The organism is Clostridium intestinale DSM 6191 (genome assembly GCF_900130055.1).
Taxonomy (GTDB): Bacteria; Bacillota; Clostridia; order Clostridiales; family Clostridiaceae; genus Clostridium_T; species Clostridium_T intestinale.
In genome coordinates, this window is sequence record NZ_FQXU01000012.1 from 50,313 (window position 1) to 69,053 (window position 18,741).

The window sequence follows — 18,741 nt, forward strand, 5'->3', positions numbered from 1 at the left end:
TATTATTTTGATTCTATCATACATAAATTTATTTGTGTGAAATATGTAGTAAACGTTGCAAATTATGTAATAATCGTTATACTTTATTTCATTTAATAACCAATTGTCTTATGTAAGCTAATATATTATTATAAATACAATAAAACTATAGAAAGGACTGAATTAATGAAAATTTTACTAAGGATTACGTTACTCTTAATAACTCTTATATTATTAATAGGACTAACTTTGGCAAGCTTCTATTTTTATGATTTATCAGTAGCTCGTACAAGCAAAGATTTCTTAAAGGGTGACACATCTCTAGATTTCAAGCAATCAGTCCCTGCCGTAACCCCTAGAAAAACTTGGCTTGACGAGATTGGATATGAGGATATAGAAATCACATCTTTTGATAATTTGAAGCTTCGTGGCTATTATCTTAAAGCAAATAAACCTACCAATAAAACTGCTATAATTGTTCATGGATATTTTAGTAAAGCTAAAGAGATGTCCCAATATGCAAAATTTTATTATGAGACTTTAGGGTATAATGTTTTAATGCCTGATAATAGAGGTCATGGCGAAAGTGAAGGAGATTATATAGGTTTTGGTTGGCATGATAGAAAAGATTACTTGCAATGGATCGATTATATAATTGCAAATATTAATCCAAAGGCCGAAATAATATTACATGGTGTATCCATGGGTGGAGCCACAGTTTTAATGACTAGTGGTGAAACTCTTCCTGGCAATGTAAAAGCTATAATTTCAGATTGTGCTTATACCTCAGTAAAAGCTGAATTGTCTTACCAGATGAAAAGAATGTACAACCTTCCATCCTTCCCTTTAGTTAATACCACAAGCCTATTAACTAAAATAAAGGCCGGATACTTTTTCGGTGAAGCCTCAGCTATTAAGCAGGTTTCTAAATCTAATACACCAACCTTATTTATCCATGGAGATAAAGATACCTTTGTTCCTTATGAAATGGTTTATGAACTATATGAAGCATGTAGCAGTGAAAAAGATCTATTTGTTGTTCCTAATGCTACTCATGCAACAGCTTATAGAGAAGATAAAGAAGGTTATGAGAAAAAAATTAGTGACTTTCTTAATAAATACGTAAAGTAGACTCACTCTTCCAAGTATTTTGACTAGATTTCTAACATTAATATAACTAAAGCTAGAATGCACCTATTTAGCATTCTAGCTTTTCTTTATTATACCAATACAAAATCATGCTCTATTTTAAGTTTGTATGAACCATCCTCATTAACACCTAATATTTCAATTTTTCTATCCCTATTATCTCCCCATAATATTCTATTAGTTATTATATATTCGTGTTTTATATTCTCTTTATCATAATGATACATAAATATTTTTTTAAATTCATTTGCATTTTTAGTTACAATAGCTGTAGACTCCATACTACCCTTACCTATCTTTTTAATTTTTACATCTGGTCCCATCATTCCTTCATAGGTAAAATACAGATTTCTTAAAACCTCATCTGTTGAATTAACTACATACATGATTGGAAAAAGCTTCACATAATTAGCAGTCATTAATACCCCTCCCTAATTCTCAATATATTCTTTTATTTTCTCTCTTCCTCTCATTAACCGTTTGTATACTGTATCTTTTGGCATATTTATATCTTTAGCTATTTTATCTACAGACTCATCCAGTAAATACTTTTTTACGAATATAACTTTATCCTTTTCTTTTAAATTCTCTATAAGTTTGTAAAAACCTTCATCATCGATTTGAATGTCATCTGTATCTTTATAGATCTCATCCTTTAACTCAAGATTTATTTTCTGCTTACTTATTTTTCTCTTATAATCTAAAGCTCTAAATTTTGCTACAGATATTAGAAAATTTCTGAGTTCCCCTTTAGTTTCATCATAACAATCAATATTTTCCCATATACTCATAAGCGCATCATTAAAACACTCTTCTATATCCATTACCCCACAAAAAGATGATAATATCTTATTTATAACACCATAAAGAAGGCGTCCATAATTATTTTTAAGCTCTTCCAAAGCATCTTCTTTTCTATTTAGTATACCTGTGACTATATCTCTATCTGTCAAACTCCTCCCCCCTAACTAGAAAAGTGTTTAAATACTCATGGATTTCTTTATAATCCTCGTTTCTAATAATTACATCATAACTTTTACCATCCTTAGTTTCTAATAAAACTTCTGTGATAAGTTTAGGTCTTACTACTACAATATATCCAAGACCTAATATAGCGCTATAAAAACCAAGCAATGCTAAAACTTCAGACTTTGTAGCAAAATATATTCCAGCGGCTAACGTACCTCCTGCAGCTCCTATTGAAAATAAAAAAGGTATTGCAGCTACAAGTGTTATAAGAGCTTTTGTTAAACTTAAATTACTTTCAAGCAACCTTTTAAGTCTAAATTGCCTTTTAACCTTTTTACCTAAACTTATCTTTTTGATTTCTTCTTTTAAATAACTCTCTGTTACAAATGGGTTGTTATAATAATTGGCTGAAGTTATCATAATTCTCTTATTTGTGCAAAACATTAACCTATTAAAAGAGTAACCATCACCAGACATAAATGGTATTTTAGCTATCATGTTTATCATAATTGAATCCTCTAAAACATCTATATCCGTACCTTTAATAGTTTTCTCTATAAATTCACCTTGCTCCAACATTTCTTGGACACGTAATCCACTTTTCTTAAGCCCACCTCTAGCTATTCTTGTCCTAACATCATTTGTTATCCTATTTAAACTGTTGTCATCAATATCAGAAAAGCTCATATAACTTTCTATCTCATCCTCATCATAAGTGTTTTCATTTAACAGTTTGGCTATTTCTTTATTCATATTACTCCCTCCTAATAAGTTTCTTTACCATATATTCGTAAATTAATAGAAAATATTGGACAAAAAATTCTAATTATTAAAAGTTTTTGTATAAATTATATATCTCAATATTTTGTTAACCTTGTACAATTGTACAGGTGTACAAATTAACAAATTAACAATTTTACAGATGTACAGGTGTACGATTGTACAGTTGTACATCTGTAAAAAAGTTTTTATAAATATATTTCCACAATCTTATTTAAAATTTTTAGAGGGATTAGAATAAAATAATACTCTGCTTAAGATAAATTCAAAGCAGAGTATTTTAATATGTAATTATAACAACCAAAATATAATTAATGGTTATCTTTAAAGTTTTTATCTAGAGTTATAGTTTGTGTAAACTCTCTATCTTCGATTAAGGTGTCTAGATAAATAGCTTCATATTTATTTATTATCTCTCTTAAACTTGTAAGACCTATTCCTCTATTGGCACCTTTAGTTGAAAACCCCTTTTTATAAAGCTTCTCTACAGATGGTATATCCCCCTTGTAACTATTGCATATAACTATTATTAGGGACTGGTTGTCTTTTATAAATCCTACCTTAATTTTAGGTAAAACACATTCTTCTGTAGCCTCTATAGCATTATCTAATAATATGCCTAGTACTCTAGTCAAATCTATTATGTTCATACTTATTTGTTCTATGGGTTCCTTTATATCAATTAAGACTTCTATGCCCATTTCCTGTGCTCTTATTAGTTTTAATGATAATAGTCCTTTAATCTCAGGCACTTTTATCTGCCTAAGACGTCCTATTTCTGAATCATTTTTTCCAATCTTTTTGTTTAAGGGTAATATGTTTTCATAGAAATGCTTTTTTAAACCTGTCATGTCTTCTTCATCTATATATCCCATCATTGATGATATTATATTAGCGTAATCATGTTTAAAAGACCTCATATCACTATACATACCTTCTACTTTTGTAGTATAGTTTTGTAAAATTTCAAAATTAATCTGCTTACTTTTTAATTCTGCTTCTTTTGTTGTAACTCTAAACATTACATATATTATTATAATTATTAAGATGCATAAAATAAAAAACAAAAATGCATTAATATATGTTCCATCAATACCTTTAGCAGCTACGCTAGTATAGATTTTTATTAATATTAAAACCAGTGCTATTGTCATTAATATAAGAAACTTCCTATTAAATAAAACATCTATTATTTTTAGATTTGCTTTCTTTAAGAGTTTCCCTAACACTTTACTTACTAAAAACATTACTATTAACTCTAATGCCATAAATTTTAATGTAAATTCCGGCCCTACACCATTTATGTTAAACAACATATAATATAATGCACATAAAGCATAATCGACCATTATAAGCAACATTATTGAAGTTAGTGAATATGCTATGCTATGTAGTACTTTTTTAGTATTTATGTATATATATAATCCTCCACCAATTAACATTGGAAGCATCTTTAAATAATGTTTTATTTCAAATGCTATTGTTGATGCTATTAACGTTAATATCATAGCAATTATAAGCTCTTTAAAATCTATTTCAAAATAAGATAAATTAACTATAATTATGTATGTAAACAAAGTGCAAAAAACCACTGAGCTATATTGATCCATCTTCTGTCTCCTTAATACAAGTGTCTAATCACCTATTAAATTCTTCATATGCCTTATAGAAACTAAACATTCTTCTCCATTTTTCATATATATTATTCTTTTTTTAACGTCTATCTCTTCTATATTATCCTTGTTTACTATATATGACTTATGACATCTATAAAATCTTGAATCTAACTTTTCTTCTACATCTTTCATTTGAGCTATAAATTCTATATATCTATTTTCACCGTGTAAGACAATTTTTCTTATAAAGGTTGAGGTTTCAAAAAATAGAATTTTATTAAAAGGTATTTTAATTATTTTATCTCCAACTTTTACACTAAAGATTTTATCGTCTATTCTTTTATCTGATAACTTATTACAGGCCTCTTCTAGACATTGCCTTATTTTAGGTTTAAGTTCTTTATAGTCTTCCTTTACTATATAATCCATTGCTTCAACCTTATATTTGAAGGTCAAGTAACTCATTTCTTCATGGGTTGTTACGAAAACAATAAAACCACGTGGATCGTATTTTCTTATTTCCGCAGCCAGTTCTATTCCATTTATATCAGACTTTAGATCCACATCTAAAAAATATATACCGATCTCATCATTGTTACGTACATGATTTATAAGCTCTTTAGGATTACCTGTCTCTAATGCTACTTCCATATTATAATCACTAAATTCTATACAATCTTCTACTATATTTAAAAATCTTTTTCTTTGAATATCACTATCTTCGCATATAAATATTTTAAGCATCACAATCCTCCTAACTTATTTTAAAGCATGCATCATAAATTATAGCATAATTTTGGTAAAACATTAACGTTTATTACAGTTTTTCCAACGTTTATTACACTTTTAACTATTTTCAATTAGTCTTTGATATAATATTTTCATGATTATTTATGAGGGGGATTTATTTATGGAAGATTATAAAAGGTATACTTTAGGTGCAGGAATATTAACTGTATCTATAATTCAACTAGTTATCTATGGATTTGCTCTATTAGGTCTAGTTCCTGTTCTTTTAATGAAAGATCAGTTTTCTAGTATTGTTGGAGAGGAAGCTATGGCTGCTTTAAGTGGTCCTACTTTAATTATTAGTATTGTATTAATTGTAATTTTAGTTTTAGGCATCATTTTAATTTTAGCCAAAAAATCACTAGGAGTTTATATATTTTTCACATGCATAATAATAAATATTTTATATTCTATTATAATGAATGGATTTAAAATTTCAACTTTAAGCTCACTGATACTCCCAGCACTTATGGCTTTCTTTATATATAAGAAAAAACATCTTTATTTTGGGGATAAAGATGGAAATGTAAACACATACAATTAATATAGCCTCTAAATTTACAACCATATATAATAAGGGCAATTACTTAACTACGCCAAGTAATTGCCCTTATATTTTTTACATATATATTGCTTTAATAGGATCTAGTTTTGAAGCATTGTAGGCTGGTATTATACCAAATATTATTCCAACTATAACTGATGTTAAAGTTGCTCCTATAAAACTACTTACAGTTAATACTGGGGTAAATGGTAAAAATGCTCCTACTATCCTTGATACTATATATCCAAAGCCTATTCCTATAAGTCCGCCTGTTCCTGTTACTATTATTGCTTCAAATAAGAATTGTAGCATAATACTCTTAGGTTTAGCCCCTATAGCTCGTCTTATTCCTATTTCTCGCTTTCTTTCTGTTACTGATACGTACATTATATTCATTACGCCTATTCCTCCTACGAATAAGGAAATTCCAGTAACTAAAGCTATAAAGGTTGTTAATCCATCTATAATTTTCTCAAAAGCTTTTGTTATAGCTTGAGGATCTTGTACCTCATACGTTCCCTGTATGTTTGGGTGGCTACTCTTTAATTCCTTTTTTATATCTTCAAGAACTGAATCTTTATCTTCATTAGGTTTAATATAAATGTCTATTGCATTAATAGCACTTTCTGATGTCATAGACTTTTTGGCTTCTTCCGATATGTAGCTTGACCCTCCATCTAATGAGAGCATCCCAGCTTCAGCTAATGTTCCTATAACTTCATAGTTATATCCTCCTATTGTTATAGCCTTTCCTAAAGCATTTTCTGGAGAACCAAACAGCTCTTTAGTAACATTTTTATCTAGTACTATTAATTTCTTATCTTCTTCGCCATCTCTAAAATTTCTTCCATACTCTATATTTAACTTTTTGTCTTTATAGGAATTTAGCATGATAAAATTTCTTTTATCAAAATAACTTGCTTCACTAGTTATAAAATTTAATCCTGCTAGAATGCCTTGAGCTGCCTCTACTTGTTGCACTCCTTGGATTCTTTGAATATTATATATATCATCTTTATTAAATGGTTCTATTAGGCTTGTATCAGCTCCTATATTTTCTGCTTGAAAGTACATATTTACTTTATTTGCACTGGTATCTTCTGCTGATGACAGAACCTCAGCTTTAAGCCCATTTCCTATAGAAAGTATAGTTACTACTGAACTTATTCCTATTATTATCCCTATCATGGTTAGAAATGCCCTTAGTTTATGAGATCTTAAACTATAGAGCGCTGTTTTGATTAAGCTTATTATCGACATATCCTATCCCCTTTGTTATAACCCCATCTTTTATATTTATTACTTTATTTGCATACTTAACTAGATCCTCATCATGAGTAACCATTATTATAGTTTTATTCTCTTCATTAAGCTTTTTAAGTATGTTCATTATCTCTGTGCTTGTATTACTATCTAAGGCTCCTGTAGGTTCATCTGCAAATATTACATAGGGGTTATTTATTAGAGCTCTAGCAATTGCTATACGCTGCTGCTGACCTCCTGATAATTCTGTAGGTATCTGATTTTTTTTATTTAATAATCCAACCATGTCTAGATATTTTTCTATACTTTTATCTCTTTCCTTATGGGGTATATTCCCCTTATAAAGCAGTGGTAACTCAACATTTTGCCCTATTGTTAATGATTCTATAAGGTGAAACTGTTGAAATATAAAGCCCATATATTCATTTCTAAATTCTGATTTTTCATTCTCATTTAAGTTAGTTACATCTTTCCCATTAAATATATAATTACCACTATCAAAGCTATCTAGAAAACCAAGAAGATTTAGAAGGGTTGTCTTACCACTACCTGACTTACCCATAATCATTAAGAAATCTCCCTGTTCTATATCTAAATTTATAGATTTTAGTGCATGTAATCTATCGCCTTTTAATTTATAGTATTTATCTATATTCTTAAGCTCTATAACCTTACTCAACAGATATCCCTTCTTTCATTTCATCATTAGGGTTTTCTGCTATTTCATCACCTTCTGATAGACCACTTGTAACTATTGCTTTTTCTCCATCTTCGCTGTAGGCTATAACTTGTTTAACTAATTTTTTATCTACAACCTTGAAAACATAAGACTCCTCACCCTCTTTTAATATTGAAGCCTTAGGTATTTCTATTCCTTTATCATCTAACTTTATGGTAGCTTGTACATGGAATCCATTAGTTAAATTTTCTTGGGAATCCAGTGTTATTATTACATCATAGTTAGAAATATTTGCTCCAGCAGTTGCTGTGGCTGCATTAGCAATGGCTATATTATTAGTTACTGGTCTGTTTCCTACTGTAGTAACTTTTCCAGTTATTTTTTGGTTTGTAGGCAAGATTATTATTTCTGCCAATTGATTTTCCTTTAATTTAGGTTGATCCTTTTCATTAACAGTTCCTTTGATATAAAAATTAACAGATTCTATAGTTATATATGGACTCGTCATATTGTTAGACTCACCATGTAGTATAACTCTTCCGTCTATAGGTGCATTTATGCTTGAGTATTCTTTATTCTTAAGTGAAGTTAATTGCTCCTCATACGCACTTATTTGACTGTCTATGCTTGCTGTAGATATAAGGCTACTATTAATGTTTGATGTATTAGTAGCTTTGTCTTCTGTTGGATTTTGACTTGCTAATAAAGCTTGATTTTTAATAGCCTCTTCTTGAGCCTTTTTTTGTGCCAAAAGCTCTTCCCTTTGGGATTTACTTGCCTTTAATTGAGAATTAATTTGATTAATTTGTTCAGTTACCTGCTCATTTTTATAAGTAAACAGGTTATCTCCTTTTTTAATTACTTGTCCATCTTTAACTGAAACCTTATCTATTTTTCCTTTTGTTGCATCTAGATATATATCTTCAGTACCCTCTGGACCAATGATACCATTAACAAATACCTTTTCTCCTGATGATATTGTATAGGTGTTTATTTTAGCCTTCTCATTTGTATGCATATTTTTCTTTAATAAATAAAATCCTATACTGGTTGCTAAAATTATAGCTGCTATAGCTATTAATATTATGTGGTTTTTTTTCAGTTTCTTCATTAATATCCCCCTTGTCTTATTATATGTATATTATTTTAATGTAACATATTTGTAAAATTTTGTGGTGATTATGCAGTAAACGTACGTATTTCTGTAATAAACGTCACTTTTTAAAAAATCTCTGAAAAATTTTTCAGAGATTTTATCTTAGGTATTAGTTATTTGTAGCTCTTGTATAAAGTAATTATCTATCATCTTTGTCTCTAAAAACACATTATCATAATCATCTATTATCTTTTTTAAATTGTTTAATCCAATTCCTCTTCCTGATCCCTTTGTAGAATAATTGGGTTTAAATATTTTATTTAGCGAAATATTTTTGTCCTTATAGCTATTAGAGATTACAATAATTATTGCTTTTTCTGTTTTAATAAATGCTAGCTTTAACTTAAACTCTAAACTTTCTTTAGATGCCTCAATAGCATTATCTAATAAAATTCCTAATATCCTACTTAAATCTATAATATTCATCTTTACATCATCTATGTTTTCAACTACCTCTACATGAACATCCAATCCCAATTCCTGCGCTCTTATAAGCTTAGAAGAAACTATTCCTTTTATCTCGGGTATATCAATATTTTTTATTGCTCCGATTTTAAAATCCTTTTTTTGCATACTTTTACTTACAGGAATTATATTTTCATAAAAATGTCTTTCTAATCCGTCCATATCTCTATTATCTATATATCCAATCATTGATGATATTATGTTTATATAATCATGTCTAAATACTCTCATATCAGAATAAAGCTTTTCCAAACTCTCAGTATATTGTTTTAGATTCTCAAACTCCTTTTGTTTATTTCTAAACTCTAACTCCTTAGTTAAGCTTCTAATTAATACAAAAAGAATTACTCCCAATAAAATAAAGTAAGTTAAAAATAAAATTCCATTAGCTCTTAATACATCTTCATTAAAGCCAGCCTTGCTACCTAAATAAATGTTTGTATAGAAAATAATCAATGTTAATAGTAAGCTTAAAACTATAAGTACTCCATACCTTCCTTTTAGATTTATATTAGTTAACTTGATTTTTTTATTTAATAAGTATCCTATACCCTTACTTATGGTTATGCATATAAAAAACTCTAGTAAGGCAACTCCTATATCAAAATTTCCTCTAGTTACATTTATACCAAATAAGGATATATAGGTATTACTAACTATATAATCTGAAACCACTCCTATAAGTACTGCCCCTATTGGAATTATTATGCTTATCATAAGATTCTTATCATATTTATATAAAATAACCCCTGTTATTACTATCATTGGAATTACGGCTAAAAACTCTTCTATTTGAGCCACAGGTATTGCAATAAGCTCCGCAGCTAATATCATTATAAAAAGATCTTTAAGACTTAGCTTGTAGCTAACTAGATTTATTATTGTCACATATATTAATAATACAGTTATTAAAATTTGTATGTATATGGGCATATATCCTATATTCTCCTCTATTTATTACTTTATTACATTATAAACCATTAATATTTTCATCACAACTTATTATTAACCATTAAATAGGTTATTTAATATCTTCTTAAATGATTTATTAATCTTTTTCTTGTATTATCTCTTTTTCTCTTAGTTTTTGTAAGTAATTCGTGAAATAGCTTATATGGTAATAATACAGATAAAAAAAACCATAGGATAACGTTCAGTAAAACTGATACATTTCCTATGGCCCCTTTTCTACACATTTATTTTATAAGTGTGTATCTTAATTCTATTGTACACTAAAATAGTGTGAATATTCACTATTTTTTTGTTAAAATTCTATTTAATTTGTGTTTAATAATTATTTTCTCAATTTTTCTGTATATAATTTACTTATTTGGATTTAATGTTCGAGTTTCGTTGTTATAATTTAATAGTTTAACAATCTTAATATGAAAAAGCCGACTTAAACTTTGAGTTTAAATCGGCTTTTTGGTTCTTGGTATCCCCAGTAGGAATCGAACCTACATTTGTCCCTTAGGAGGGGACTGTTCTATCCATTGAACTATGAGGACATAAATTACTATTAAATTCTAATACATTGTTTTCCTTATGTCAACTTTCACCCTATTTATATTTGTTATCAGAAATTAAAAATGTCTATGTTTATTATAAAATGTGGCAAATCTCACCAAATTCCATAATCTATATATAGGAGATATTTTATTTCTAATTATATATTAGGAGGTACTTTTAAATATGGTATATAGATTAAATAATGGTTGTTGCAATAATGCTTGCTGCACACTTGTTTTTAGAGGTGCCACTAGTGCTACTGGCGCTACTGGTGCTACTGGACCTACCGGTCCTACTGGTCCTGGTATTGGTGTTACTGGCGCTACTGGTGTTACTGGTGCTACCGGTGCTACCGGAGCTACCGGAGCTACTGGTGCTACCGGAGTTACTGGTCCTACTGGCCCTACTGGTGATCCTGGTATTACTGGCGCTACTGGTGTTACTGGTGCTACTGGTGCTACCGGCGATACTGGTGCTACTGGTGCTGCTGGTCTTGCTGGTGTTACTGGTGCTACCGGAGCTACTGGCGCTACTGGTGCTACCGGCGATACTGGTGCTACTGGCGTTACCGGTGCTACTGGTGTTACTGGTGCTACTGGTGTTACTGGTGCTACTGGCGCTACCGGTGCTACTGGTGCTACTGGAGATACTGGCGTTACTGGTGCTACTGGCGCTACTGGCGTTACTGGTGCTACTGGTGTTACTGGTGTTACTGGTGCTACTGCTGCAGGTGCTATAATCCCATTTGCTTCTGGTACACCTGCTGCACTTACTACTATAGCAGGTGGTTTGGTTGGTACTAGTAGTATTATTGGATTTGGTTCATCTGAAACAGGTATAAGTATAGTTGGTGGTGCTATAGATCTAACTGGTATTAATAATTTTGCATTCTCAGCTCCTCGTGATGGAACAATTACTTCTATCTCAGCGTACTTTAGTACAGCAGCGGCCTTAACACTTGTAGGAACTACTATAACAGTTACAGCTCAATTATTTAGTTCACCTACACCTAACGATACCTTTACTGCTGTTGCTGGCGCAAGTGTAACTTTAGCACCAGCATTAACTGGTGTAGTAGCTATAGGAGCTGTAAGTAACGGAATTACAACTGGTTTAGCTATTCCTGTAACCGCTCAGACTCGTCTTCTATTAGTATTCTCAGCAACTGCTGCTGGAGTAACACTAATAAATACAGTACTTGGATATGCAAGTGCAGGTTTAACTATCAACTAGTTATTCTATAGTTTATAATAACTATAAGAATCTAAAATAATTTAACCATGCATCCTTTTAGAAACCTATTTCTAAAAGGATGTTTTTTTATTCTATATTAGATTCCTTCTTTCTCAGCTTCATCAAATTCATTTACTGTAAACTATACTTATCTAAAAAATAAAAAAATAGATAATATATACGTATTTTATACATGTATATTATCTATTAATTAAAAATATTCCTATTTTTAGTTTATTCTTTGAGCTTTAACAAGATATTGATATGCATCTAATTGCCATTTTAAGCTATCATCAATTAATGGAGATATTTTGTTAATAAATTCATCGTCTTGAGGAGTTCTTCCTATAAATACCTTTAGATAAAATCTATCAACATAGCCCGTATTAATAAACATCTTTTTAATTTCATTAAAAGTAAAAAATCTTAAATGTGTTCTATCTAGTAATCCAGCATCCTCATAAGTCCAGTTTCCATTTAAAAGTCCTCTTATAACGCTATAATGCATAACATTTGGTATACTAGCTACTACAAAGCCATCCTTTTTTAGAAACTTCTTTAAATCTAATAATACTTTAGAAGGATCATGTAAATGTTCTAGTACATCTCCAAATATAATATAATCAAAAAATTCCTCTTCACATTCTATTTTATCAGTTTCTATATTATATCCTAGCAGCTTAACATTTTTCCCAGCAATTTTTGCTGCATTTAAATTATACTCTACCCCATATATATTAGCATTTTTATAAAGGTCTTTTACTCTTATTAATGTAGCTCCGCAAGCACATCCAACCTCTAATACATTTATCGCCTTATCTTTTGGTGAATCTATAAGTCCTATAATGTCATTTCTAACTCCACATGAATAGCCTACATCAAAACCCCACTTAGCTTTAAATTTAATTCCATTAGTAGCCATTAAATGATTAAAAGCTACTAAATCTGCGCTAAAGCTTAGGCTTCCATAGTGATGAATAAAGGTATCTTTACATAAAATTAGTTTATATCCTGCCTCAGTAATTCTAAAGCAATAGTCATCATCTTCATAATTCCCTGGCGAAAATCTTTCATCTAGGAGTCCGATCTTATCTACAACTTCTTTTTTAACAAGTAAACAAAATCCTATTAATATAAGTCTATGCTCCCAATTTTCGCTATTGGATTTATTATATTCTTCAGCAAACACTTTCATTTCTTCTAGATTATTATAATTCACAGCTATATTTTGAAAATTAGAACAGTTATTAGTAACAGGTCCAACAGCCCCTACACTTTCATCACTGTATAAAGCAGTAGTTAAATTCTCAAGCCAATTTTTTGTAACTACAGTATCATTATTAAGAAGTAATATATTATCTCCTGTGGCTATCTCCATTCCTTGATTACATCCCTTAGGAAACCCTTTATTATCTTCATTTAATATTGCTATTATGTCCTCTTGCTCTTCTAACCACTTAGGTGTTTCGTCAGTTGAATTATTGTCTATAACGATTAATTCATATGAATCTTTTTCTGTAAATTCTCTAATACTTTCTATACATTGTTTTGTGTATTCAAGTTTATTATAAGTTAATATGATTATACTAGTTTTCATTTTTTCCTCCAAAAATTTTACTTACTATATAAATTATTATTATATCTCCTTACCTGTTCATTAAATTTATAATTTAAATATATAAATTGTATTTTCTTAGCCTTTCATATTATTTTGGAAGGATTTACAGTGTACATTTATAGAGTAATTTCATAATATACTTTGAAAGTATTTTTATAAATTACAAAAGAGGTGCACTTATGAATGAAAAAATATCTATAAGTTTATGTATGATAGTAAAAGATGAGGCTGATGTTATTGCAAGATGTCTAAACTCCGTTCGAAATGCTTTAGATGAAATTATAATAGTTGATACTGGTTCTACAGATAATACTAAAAGTATTGTAGAAGAGCTTGGTGCTAAGGTTTATGATTTTGAATGGATTGATGATTTTGCAAAGGCTAGAAACTTTTCTTTTAGTAAGGCCACTAAAGATTATATTATGTGGTTAGATGCGGACGACATTTTATTAGAGGAAGACGTAAATAAACTTATAAATTTAAAAAGTAATTTTGACACAACTATAGATTCAGTAACTATGAACTATATTTTAGGTCAAGATGAATATGGCAATGCTACAAGCCAACTTAGGAGAAATAGACTTGTAAAAAGGAGCAATAACTTCGAGTGGATAGGGCCAGTTCACGAGTATCTATCTGTGTATGGTAATATCCATAGCGCTGATATTAACGTATATCACAAGAAACTTAAATCTAGCGGCAATAGAAACTTAAGAATTTTTGAAGCAAGAGCTGAAAGAGGAGAAGAGTTTTCTCCAAGAGATACATTTTATTTTGCTAATGAGCTTTATTATAACAATCGAACTGATGAGGCTATAACTTATTATGAAAAATTTATAAACTCAAAACAAGGATGGGTTGAAGATAATAAAACAGCTTGTTCAAATATAGCTGAATGTTATGCTAAAAAGAAAGATATGGATAGCTTTATGCATTATTGCTTAAAAACATTCCAGTATGATATACCTAGAGCTGATTTTTGTTGTAAAGTAGCTTATTATTTCTTTAGTAGCAATCAATTAGATCAAGCTATATTTTGGTATGACTTAGCTACAAAACTACCTGAAAATAAAGGTTCCCTTGCTTTAGTTCAAGCTAGCTATTCTACCTGGATTCCTCATATTCAATTATGTGTTTGTTATTCTAGACAAGGTAAATTTGTAGAAGCAAACCTTCATAATGAACTTGCTGCAAAATACATTCCTAATAACCAAAGTGTAATTCATAATAGAGAATACCTTGCTACACAATTAAAATAAATAAATAGAAGCCTTCTAAAAATCATAATAGAGGGCTTCTATTTATTATAGCTCTTTAGAATCTATTAAATAATAATCATCCAAAATAAGTTCTTTTAAAAACATTTCCAATGGTAATCCCTCACGTATATCTTCTACATGCTGTTTACCTTCTTCTATAAGCTTATATATAAAGCTACAGGCTCTACTCACACTTTTATCAAAACTTTCCCCTTTTAGTATGTATGAAAGCATTATAGATGCAAAGGTATCACCTGTTCCTGGAAATGATATGTTTATATGCTGAGTCTCAACCTTATAGAATTTATTTAAATCTTTGTCATAAGCCAAAGTAAATACATTTTCATTACCAAAAACTTTTACAGAGGTTAATACAACTTTTTTAGGACCAAATTCTGCTAGGTTAATCAAAATTTCCTTCCAATATAATAAATCTTCTTTGTCCTTATATTCTTTACCCAATATCATTAAAGCTTCTGTTACATTAGGTGTTATAATATCTGCATGTGATACTAGATCTTTCATTTCTAAGACCATTTCATTTGTTATTGATGAATATAGTTCTCCATCATCTCCCATTACAGGATCAATTAAAACTATATTATCTTTAGTTTTAAAGTATTCTATAAACTCTTTTATTATTTTTGCTTGTTTGGGAGAACCTAAATATCCAGAATATATACAATCAAAACTCAAATTTAACTTCTTCCAATGATTTATATGCTCCTCCATATATTCAGTTAAATCTCTTACAGCAATATCCTTATACCCGCCTGTATGAGTAGACAACACAGCAGTTGGTACAGCACACACTTGAATTGCCATAGAAGATAATATAGGTACAATTGTATTTAAAGAAGCTTTTCCAAATCCACACAAATCATGAACAGCTGCAACTCTTTTCATATCCTACTCCTCCAAAGAAAATAGTGGATAATAACACATATATCCACTATTAAAATATATATTAAATTATATCACAGTTAAGAGATTTTAGAAGGCACTACTTCCCCCTCCGCCACCAAAGCCTCCTCCTCCACTTCCACCGGAGAAGTTACTTGTGGAACTGCTGCTATCTGAGCTAGAGAAATTGTGGTTAAAATTATCATGATAACTACTTGCATAGAAATACATAAATCCATAGTTATACATAGGATTATATGAATCATAATAATTTGAATCTCCTTTTATAAAATCCTGTACATCCTCAAATATATCTAAAGCTATAGCATAAGGTAATATTCTGCTCCATATGTTTAAGTCCTTTAAATCATCAACATCATTTAAGTTAGTAAAGTATCTCTCAAAAGCTCTCCACTTAAGTCTTTCATCCTCATACTCATTTGTTAATATCTGCTTTCCTAAAATATTTGTGTAGAAATTAAGATTTTCAGCATCTATATCAACTACATTTTCCCAGCTTGAGTATTCCTCTCTAAAGCTTTCACTCCTAGATACCTCTTGTAATTTTGAAAGTTTAACCTTCCCATTTTTCATATATCCTTTTAACCAGCCTATTAAATACTTTTCACTATCTAAAAGATAAGCCGAGCTATGATTTTCATCTATTGATATAGAGACATCTTCATAGTCATCTTCACTGTAATTCCCCTCAAATTTTATTATTCCTTTGTTTGAGAGGTATAATATCGTCGCTAGGAAATCATTTATATCTATTCTTCCATTTACTAATATAGATACTAATGCAGGAGTTAAATCTGATGGTATATCTTCATATAGATTTCCGTTAAAGAATACATAATCTTCCCTATATTTATCTATTGCTTTTTTTCTACGCTTACTACTTAAATATAAAGGAATAGTTATTAAAAGTATTGCTATTGATATTCCTGAAGCTATAACAACTGTGGTAATTGTTTTTTGTTTTTTAGCCTCTTTAGAGTATTCATCATAGGTTTTATCTACTACTTTAGAAGTATTAATCCAAGTTGATGGAAATAATACCGAAGCTCCTATTACGTCATTATTCTCCATATCATTTAAAGTAAGCCTTATATATTTATTGTCAATATTTCTTAATTCTCCTCTTTTGGGACCCTCTCCACTATAAGTAACCTCTTTTGTGATTTCATTAGGAAGAGTCAAGAATACAGTAATATTATCTATTTTTACATCATCTTCATTCTCAAAAAACACCCATTTAAGCTCTGATAAATCACTATAACTGGTTACTACATTTTTTAATGTGTACCTTATCTTAAACACTTTTTCTTCATCTTGACTTTGGCTAAATATCTTTACTTCAGTTTCACTACTTGATTTATTTAACTGAAAAGTATTGTTGTTTTCGCTATTACTTTCATTTATAAATTCATCCTTGTTATTATTTACTATGGATACCTTAACATCCTCAACCCCATCAGAACCTTTAGTTTTTACGTTTCTTTTTATCCCATTAAACTTTCCTGTAAAATTGTATCTGTAGGTTTCTTCAACATTCATATTACCTTTATCATCGACTTTAGCTTCTATATTTATATTTGAAATATAATATTCCTTGGATGCTGCCCAAGTATTACTTGGACTTAGAAAAACAAAAAATCCTATAATCCCTAATATAAAAATAGCCATACTTCTACTAATAACTCTCATAAAAACCTCCTCAATTTATGATGATGATGCAGCCGCTGAAGCGGCTGCTGCAGATGCGGCTGCCATCATAGCCTGTTGCTGAGCAACTGCAATTAGCTGCATTGTTAACCCTGATGATATATCCATAAGTTTATTTTTTTCATCTGTATATATACTTGTAACTAAAATAGAGCTAAACATTGTTTTTATATGTGCCTGCACCCCATATTTATAACCTTTGGCATTTTTTATATCTTCATATACTTCTAGTATTTCATTGCAAATCTCTGAATAATCATCAACGATTAAAGCAACTACTGCTATGGAAGCTAGATTATAACTATTAACTTTAACCCTTAATTGCTTTAACTTAACTACTATCTGATTAAACAGTTCTACCCTAAACTCATAGTCATCTCTCAGTGATAGAATATGAGATACTGTCTGAAGTCCATTGCTCCTACTGTATCCAATACTGTGCAATTTATAATATATATATTCTATTTTATCGCAAGTTCCTTTTACATCTAAATCTGTACATCCTAATAAAGCCGCATAAACATAGTCATCCTTAGATGTCAAAAACACATGATTATCTTTCATATCTTCATAAAATAATCTAGCTCTTTGAATATTTTCGTCCATGTTTTCTTTATTAGAATTCTTCAAAAATGTGTATGCTATCATTGGACTATATTCATAGGAGGCTATTCCATTTTCTTTAAGTTTAATTGTCATTTCTTCTATCTCTTTAAAGGTAGTTTTATAATCTTCCTCAAAAGACAAAAGTAATGACATTAAAGATAAGCTGTTCCCTCTAAATTTCGAAAAAAAGCCAGTATTATCTTTAATATAAGTTTTTATTTCTTTAATTTTTTCTGTATCTGCCCTCTTACCTTTGCTAGCATAACTTAGTGCTATAAAATGATTAAATATAGCCATATCCCATTTAAATTCTTTTTTAGCATCACTATAATTATCTTTTAGTAATTCTAATTTTTCTTGTAACTCTACTCTCACAAATTATCACTCCATTTTATGAGTTATTTATTAACTCTTTATAAGTTTTATACTATCATTGGTTTTATCTCTTGTCAATATTTTACCATAAATAAAAAGAACACTCCATTTTAATTGAGTG

The 18,741-nt window shown here is 29.6% G+C and carries 16 protein-coding genes, 1 tRNA gene and 1 pseudogene; 4 read left to right on the forward strand and 14 right to left on the reverse strand.

Features of this window, described 5'->3' with window-relative positions; all coding sequences use genetic code 11:
- Positions 1–165 precede the first annotated feature (165 nt).
- Positions 166–1,110 carry an alpha/beta hydrolase gene (locus BUA92_RS17380; RefSeq protein WP_073021695.1) on the forward strand — a complete coding sequence of 315 codons (945 nt, stop codon included), beginning with the start codon at positions 166–168 and terminating at the stop codon, positions 1,108–1,110.
- An 89-nt stretch (positions 1,111–1,199) separates the two neighbouring features.
- On the opposite strand, the gene BUA92_RS17385 is transcribed toward BUA92_RS17380, so the two are convergent.
- The 5 genes from BUA92_RS17385 to BUA92_RS17405 all read right to left on the reverse strand — a co-directional run bounded on the left by BUA92_RS17385 (position 1,200) and on the right by BUA92_RS17405 (position 5,237).
- On the reverse strand, positions 1,200–1,547 hold the full coding sequence (locus BUA92_RS17385; protein ID WP_073021698.1) for a hypothetical protein: 348 nt from the start codon (positions 1,545–1,547) through the stop codon (positions 1,200–1,202).
- A 12-nt stretch (positions 1,548–1,559) separates the two neighbouring features.
- On the reverse strand, positions 1,560–2,081 hold the full coding sequence (locus tag BUA92_RS17390) for a sigma-70 family RNA polymerase sigma factor (RefSeq protein WP_073021699.1): 522 nt from the start codon (positions 2,079–2,081) through the stop codon (positions 1,560–1,562).
- A complete protein-coding gene (locus tag BUA92_RS17395) occupies positions 2,071–2,850 on the reverse strand; it encodes a hypothetical protein (RefSeq protein ID WP_073021701.1) in 780 nt (259 codons plus the stop codon). The genes BUA92_RS17390 and BUA92_RS17395 overlap by 11 nt, the downstream gene beginning before the upstream one ends.
- Before the next feature lie 338 nt (positions 2,851–3,188).
- Positions 3,189–4,487: a sensor histidine kinase gene (locus BUA92_RS17400; protein ID WP_073021704.1), complete on the reverse strand. Its 1,299-nt coding sequence runs from the start codon at positions 4,485–4,487 to the stop codon at positions 3,189–3,191.
- Between the two features lie 24 nt (positions 4,488–4,511).
- Positions 4,512–5,237, reverse strand: coding sequence for a LytR/AlgR family response regulator transcription factor (locus BUA92_RS17405; protein WP_073021705.1), 726 nt, complete (start codon positions 5,235–5,237; stop codon positions 4,512–4,514).
- Positions 5,238–5,403: 166 nt separating this feature from the next.
- On the opposite strand from BUA92_RS17405, the gene BUA92_RS17410 reads away from it, so the two are divergent.
- Complete coding sequence (locus tag BUA92_RS17410) at positions 5,404–5,826, forward strand: hypothetical protein (RefSeq protein ID WP_073021706.1); 423 nt, start codon at positions 5,404–5,406, stop codon at positions 5,824–5,826.
- A 75-nt stretch (positions 5,827–5,901) separates the two neighbouring features.
- On the opposite strand, the gene BUA92_RS17415 is transcribed toward BUA92_RS17410, so the two are convergent.
- The 5 genes from BUA92_RS17415 to BUA92_RS17435 all read right to left on the reverse strand — a co-directional run bounded on the left by BUA92_RS17415 (position 5,902) and on the right by BUA92_RS17435 (position 10,897).
- Positions 5,902–7,086 carry an ABC transporter permease gene (locus BUA92_RS17415; RefSeq protein WP_073021707.1) on the reverse strand — a complete coding sequence of 395 codons (1,185 nt, stop codon included), beginning with the start codon at positions 7,084–7,086 and terminating at the stop codon, positions 5,902–5,904.
- Positions 7,049–7,771, reverse strand: coding sequence for an ABC transporter ATP-binding protein (locus BUA92_RS17420; protein ID WP_341413346.1), 723 nt, complete (start codon positions 7,769–7,771; stop codon positions 7,049–7,051). Before BUA92_RS17420 ends, BUA92_RS17415 begins: the two co-directional genes overlap by 38 nt.
- A complete protein-coding gene (locus BUA92_RS17425) occupies positions 7,761–8,879 on the reverse strand; it encodes an efflux RND transporter periplasmic adaptor subunit (RefSeq protein WP_139259374.1) in 1,119 nt (372 codons plus the stop codon). Before BUA92_RS17425 ends, BUA92_RS17420 begins: the two co-directional genes overlap by 11 nt.
- A 147-nt stretch (positions 8,880–9,026) precedes the next feature.
- Complete coding sequence (locus tag BUA92_RS17430; RefSeq protein WP_073021709.1) at positions 9,027–10,322, reverse strand: sensor histidine kinase; 1,296 nt, start codon at positions 10,320–10,322, stop codon at positions 9,027–9,029.
- A 500-nt stretch (positions 10,323–10,822) separates the two neighbouring features.
- A tRNA-Arg gene (locus BUA92_RS17435) sits at positions 10,823–10,897 on the reverse strand.
- 244 nt (positions 10,898–11,141) lie between these two features.
- On the opposite strand from BUA92_RS17435, the pseudogene BUA92_RS17440 reads away from it, so the two are divergent.
- A pseudogene (locus BUA92_RS17440) lies at positions 11,142–12,131 on the forward strand (exosporium glycoprotein BclB-related protein); the annotation flags it as partial.
- A gap of 229 nt (positions 12,132–12,360) precedes the next feature.
- Here the strand turns inward: BUA92_RS17440 and BUA92_RS17445 are convergent.
- A complete protein-coding gene (locus BUA92_RS17445; protein ID WP_083553574.1) occupies positions 12,361–13,728 on the reverse strand; it encodes a bifunctional glycosyltransferase family 2 protein/class I SAM-dependent methyltransferase in 1,368 nt (455 codons plus the stop codon).
- A 200-nt stretch (positions 13,729–13,928) separates the two neighbouring features.
- Between BUA92_RS17445 and BUA92_RS17450 the strand changes: the two genes are divergently transcribed.
- A complete protein-coding gene (locus BUA92_RS17450) occupies positions 13,929–15,008 on the forward strand; it encodes a tetratricopeptide repeat-containing glycosyltransferase family 2 protein (RefSeq protein WP_073021711.1) in 1,080 nt (359 codons plus the stop codon).
- Positions 15,009–15,053: 45 nt separating this feature from the next.
- Here the strand turns inward: BUA92_RS17450 and BUA92_RS17455 are convergent, their stop codons facing one another.
- From BUA92_RS17455 to BUA92_RS17465, 3 genes are all read right to left on the reverse strand, one after another.
- Complete coding sequence (locus BUA92_RS17455) at positions 15,054–15,914, reverse strand: pyridoxamine kinase (protein WP_073021712.1); 861 nt, start codon at positions 15,912–15,914, stop codon at positions 15,054–15,056.
- Between the two features lie 87 nt (positions 15,915–16,001).
- Complete coding sequence (locus tag BUA92_RS17460; protein WP_073021714.1) at positions 16,002–17,621, reverse strand: DUF2207 domain-containing protein; 1,620 nt, start codon at positions 17,619–17,621, stop codon at positions 16,002–16,004.
- Positions 17,622–17,636: 15 nt separating this feature from the next.
- Positions 17,637–18,620: a DUF4003 family protein gene (locus BUA92_RS17465; protein WP_083553575.1), complete on the reverse strand. Its 984-nt coding sequence runs from the start codon at positions 18,618–18,620 to the stop codon at positions 17,637–17,639.
- Positions 18,621–18,741: the final 121 nt, after the last annotated feature.

What these genes read in the sequence shown, in the direction of transcription:
- BUA92_RS17380 (WP_073021695.1), top strand. Translation starts at nt 166, where the DNA reads ATGAAAATTTTACTAAGGATTACGTTACTCTTAATAACTCTTATATTA.
- BUA92_RS17385 (WP_073021698.1), bottom strand. Translation starts at nt 1,547, where the DNA reads ATGACTGCTAATTATGTGAAGCTTTTTCCAATCATGTATGTAGTTAAT.
- BUA92_RS17395 (WP_073021701.1), bottom strand. Translation starts at nt 2,850, where the DNA reads ATGAATAAAGAAATAGCCAAACTGTTAAATGAAAACACTTATGATGAG.
- BUA92_RS17400 (WP_073021704.1), bottom strand. Translation starts at nt 4,487, where the DNA reads ATGGATCAATATAGCTCAGTGGTTTTTTGCACTTTGTTTACATACATA.
- BUA92_RS17405 (WP_073021705.1), bottom strand. Translation starts at nt 5,237, where the DNA reads ATGCTTAAAATATTTATATGCGAAGATAGTGATATTCAAAGAAAAAGA.
- BUA92_RS17410 (WP_073021706.1), top strand. Translation starts at nt 5,404, where the DNA reads ATGGAAGATTATAAAAGGTATACTTTAGGTGCAGGAATATTAACTGTA.
- BUA92_RS17415 (WP_073021707.1), bottom strand. Translation starts at nt 7,086, where the DNA reads ATGTCGATAATAAGCTTAATCAAAACAGCGCTCTATAGTTTAAGATCT.
- BUA92_RS17425 (WP_139259374.1), bottom strand. Translation starts at nt 8,879, where the DNA reads ATGAAGAAACTGAAAAAAAACCACATAATATTAATAGCTATAGCAGCT.
- BUA92_RS17430 (WP_073021709.1), bottom strand. Translation starts at nt 10,322, where the DNA reads ATGCCCATATACATACAAATTTTAATAACTGTATTATTAATATATGTG.
- BUA92_RS17445 (WP_083553574.1), bottom strand. Translation starts at nt 13,728, where the DNA reads ATGAAAACTAGTATAATCATATTAACTTATAATAAACTTGAATACACA.
- BUA92_RS17450 (WP_073021711.1), top strand. Translation starts at nt 13,929, where the DNA reads ATGAATGAAAAAATATCTATAAGTTTATGTATGATAGTAAAAGATGAG.
- BUA92_RS17455 (WP_073021712.1), bottom strand. Translation starts at nt 15,914, where the DNA reads ATGAAAAGAGTTGCAGCTGTTCATGATTTGTGTGGATTTGGAAAAGCT.
- BUA92_RS17460 (WP_073021714.1), bottom strand. Translation starts at nt 17,621, where the DNA reads ATGAGAGTTATTAGTAGAAGTATGGCTATTTTTATATTAGGGATTATA.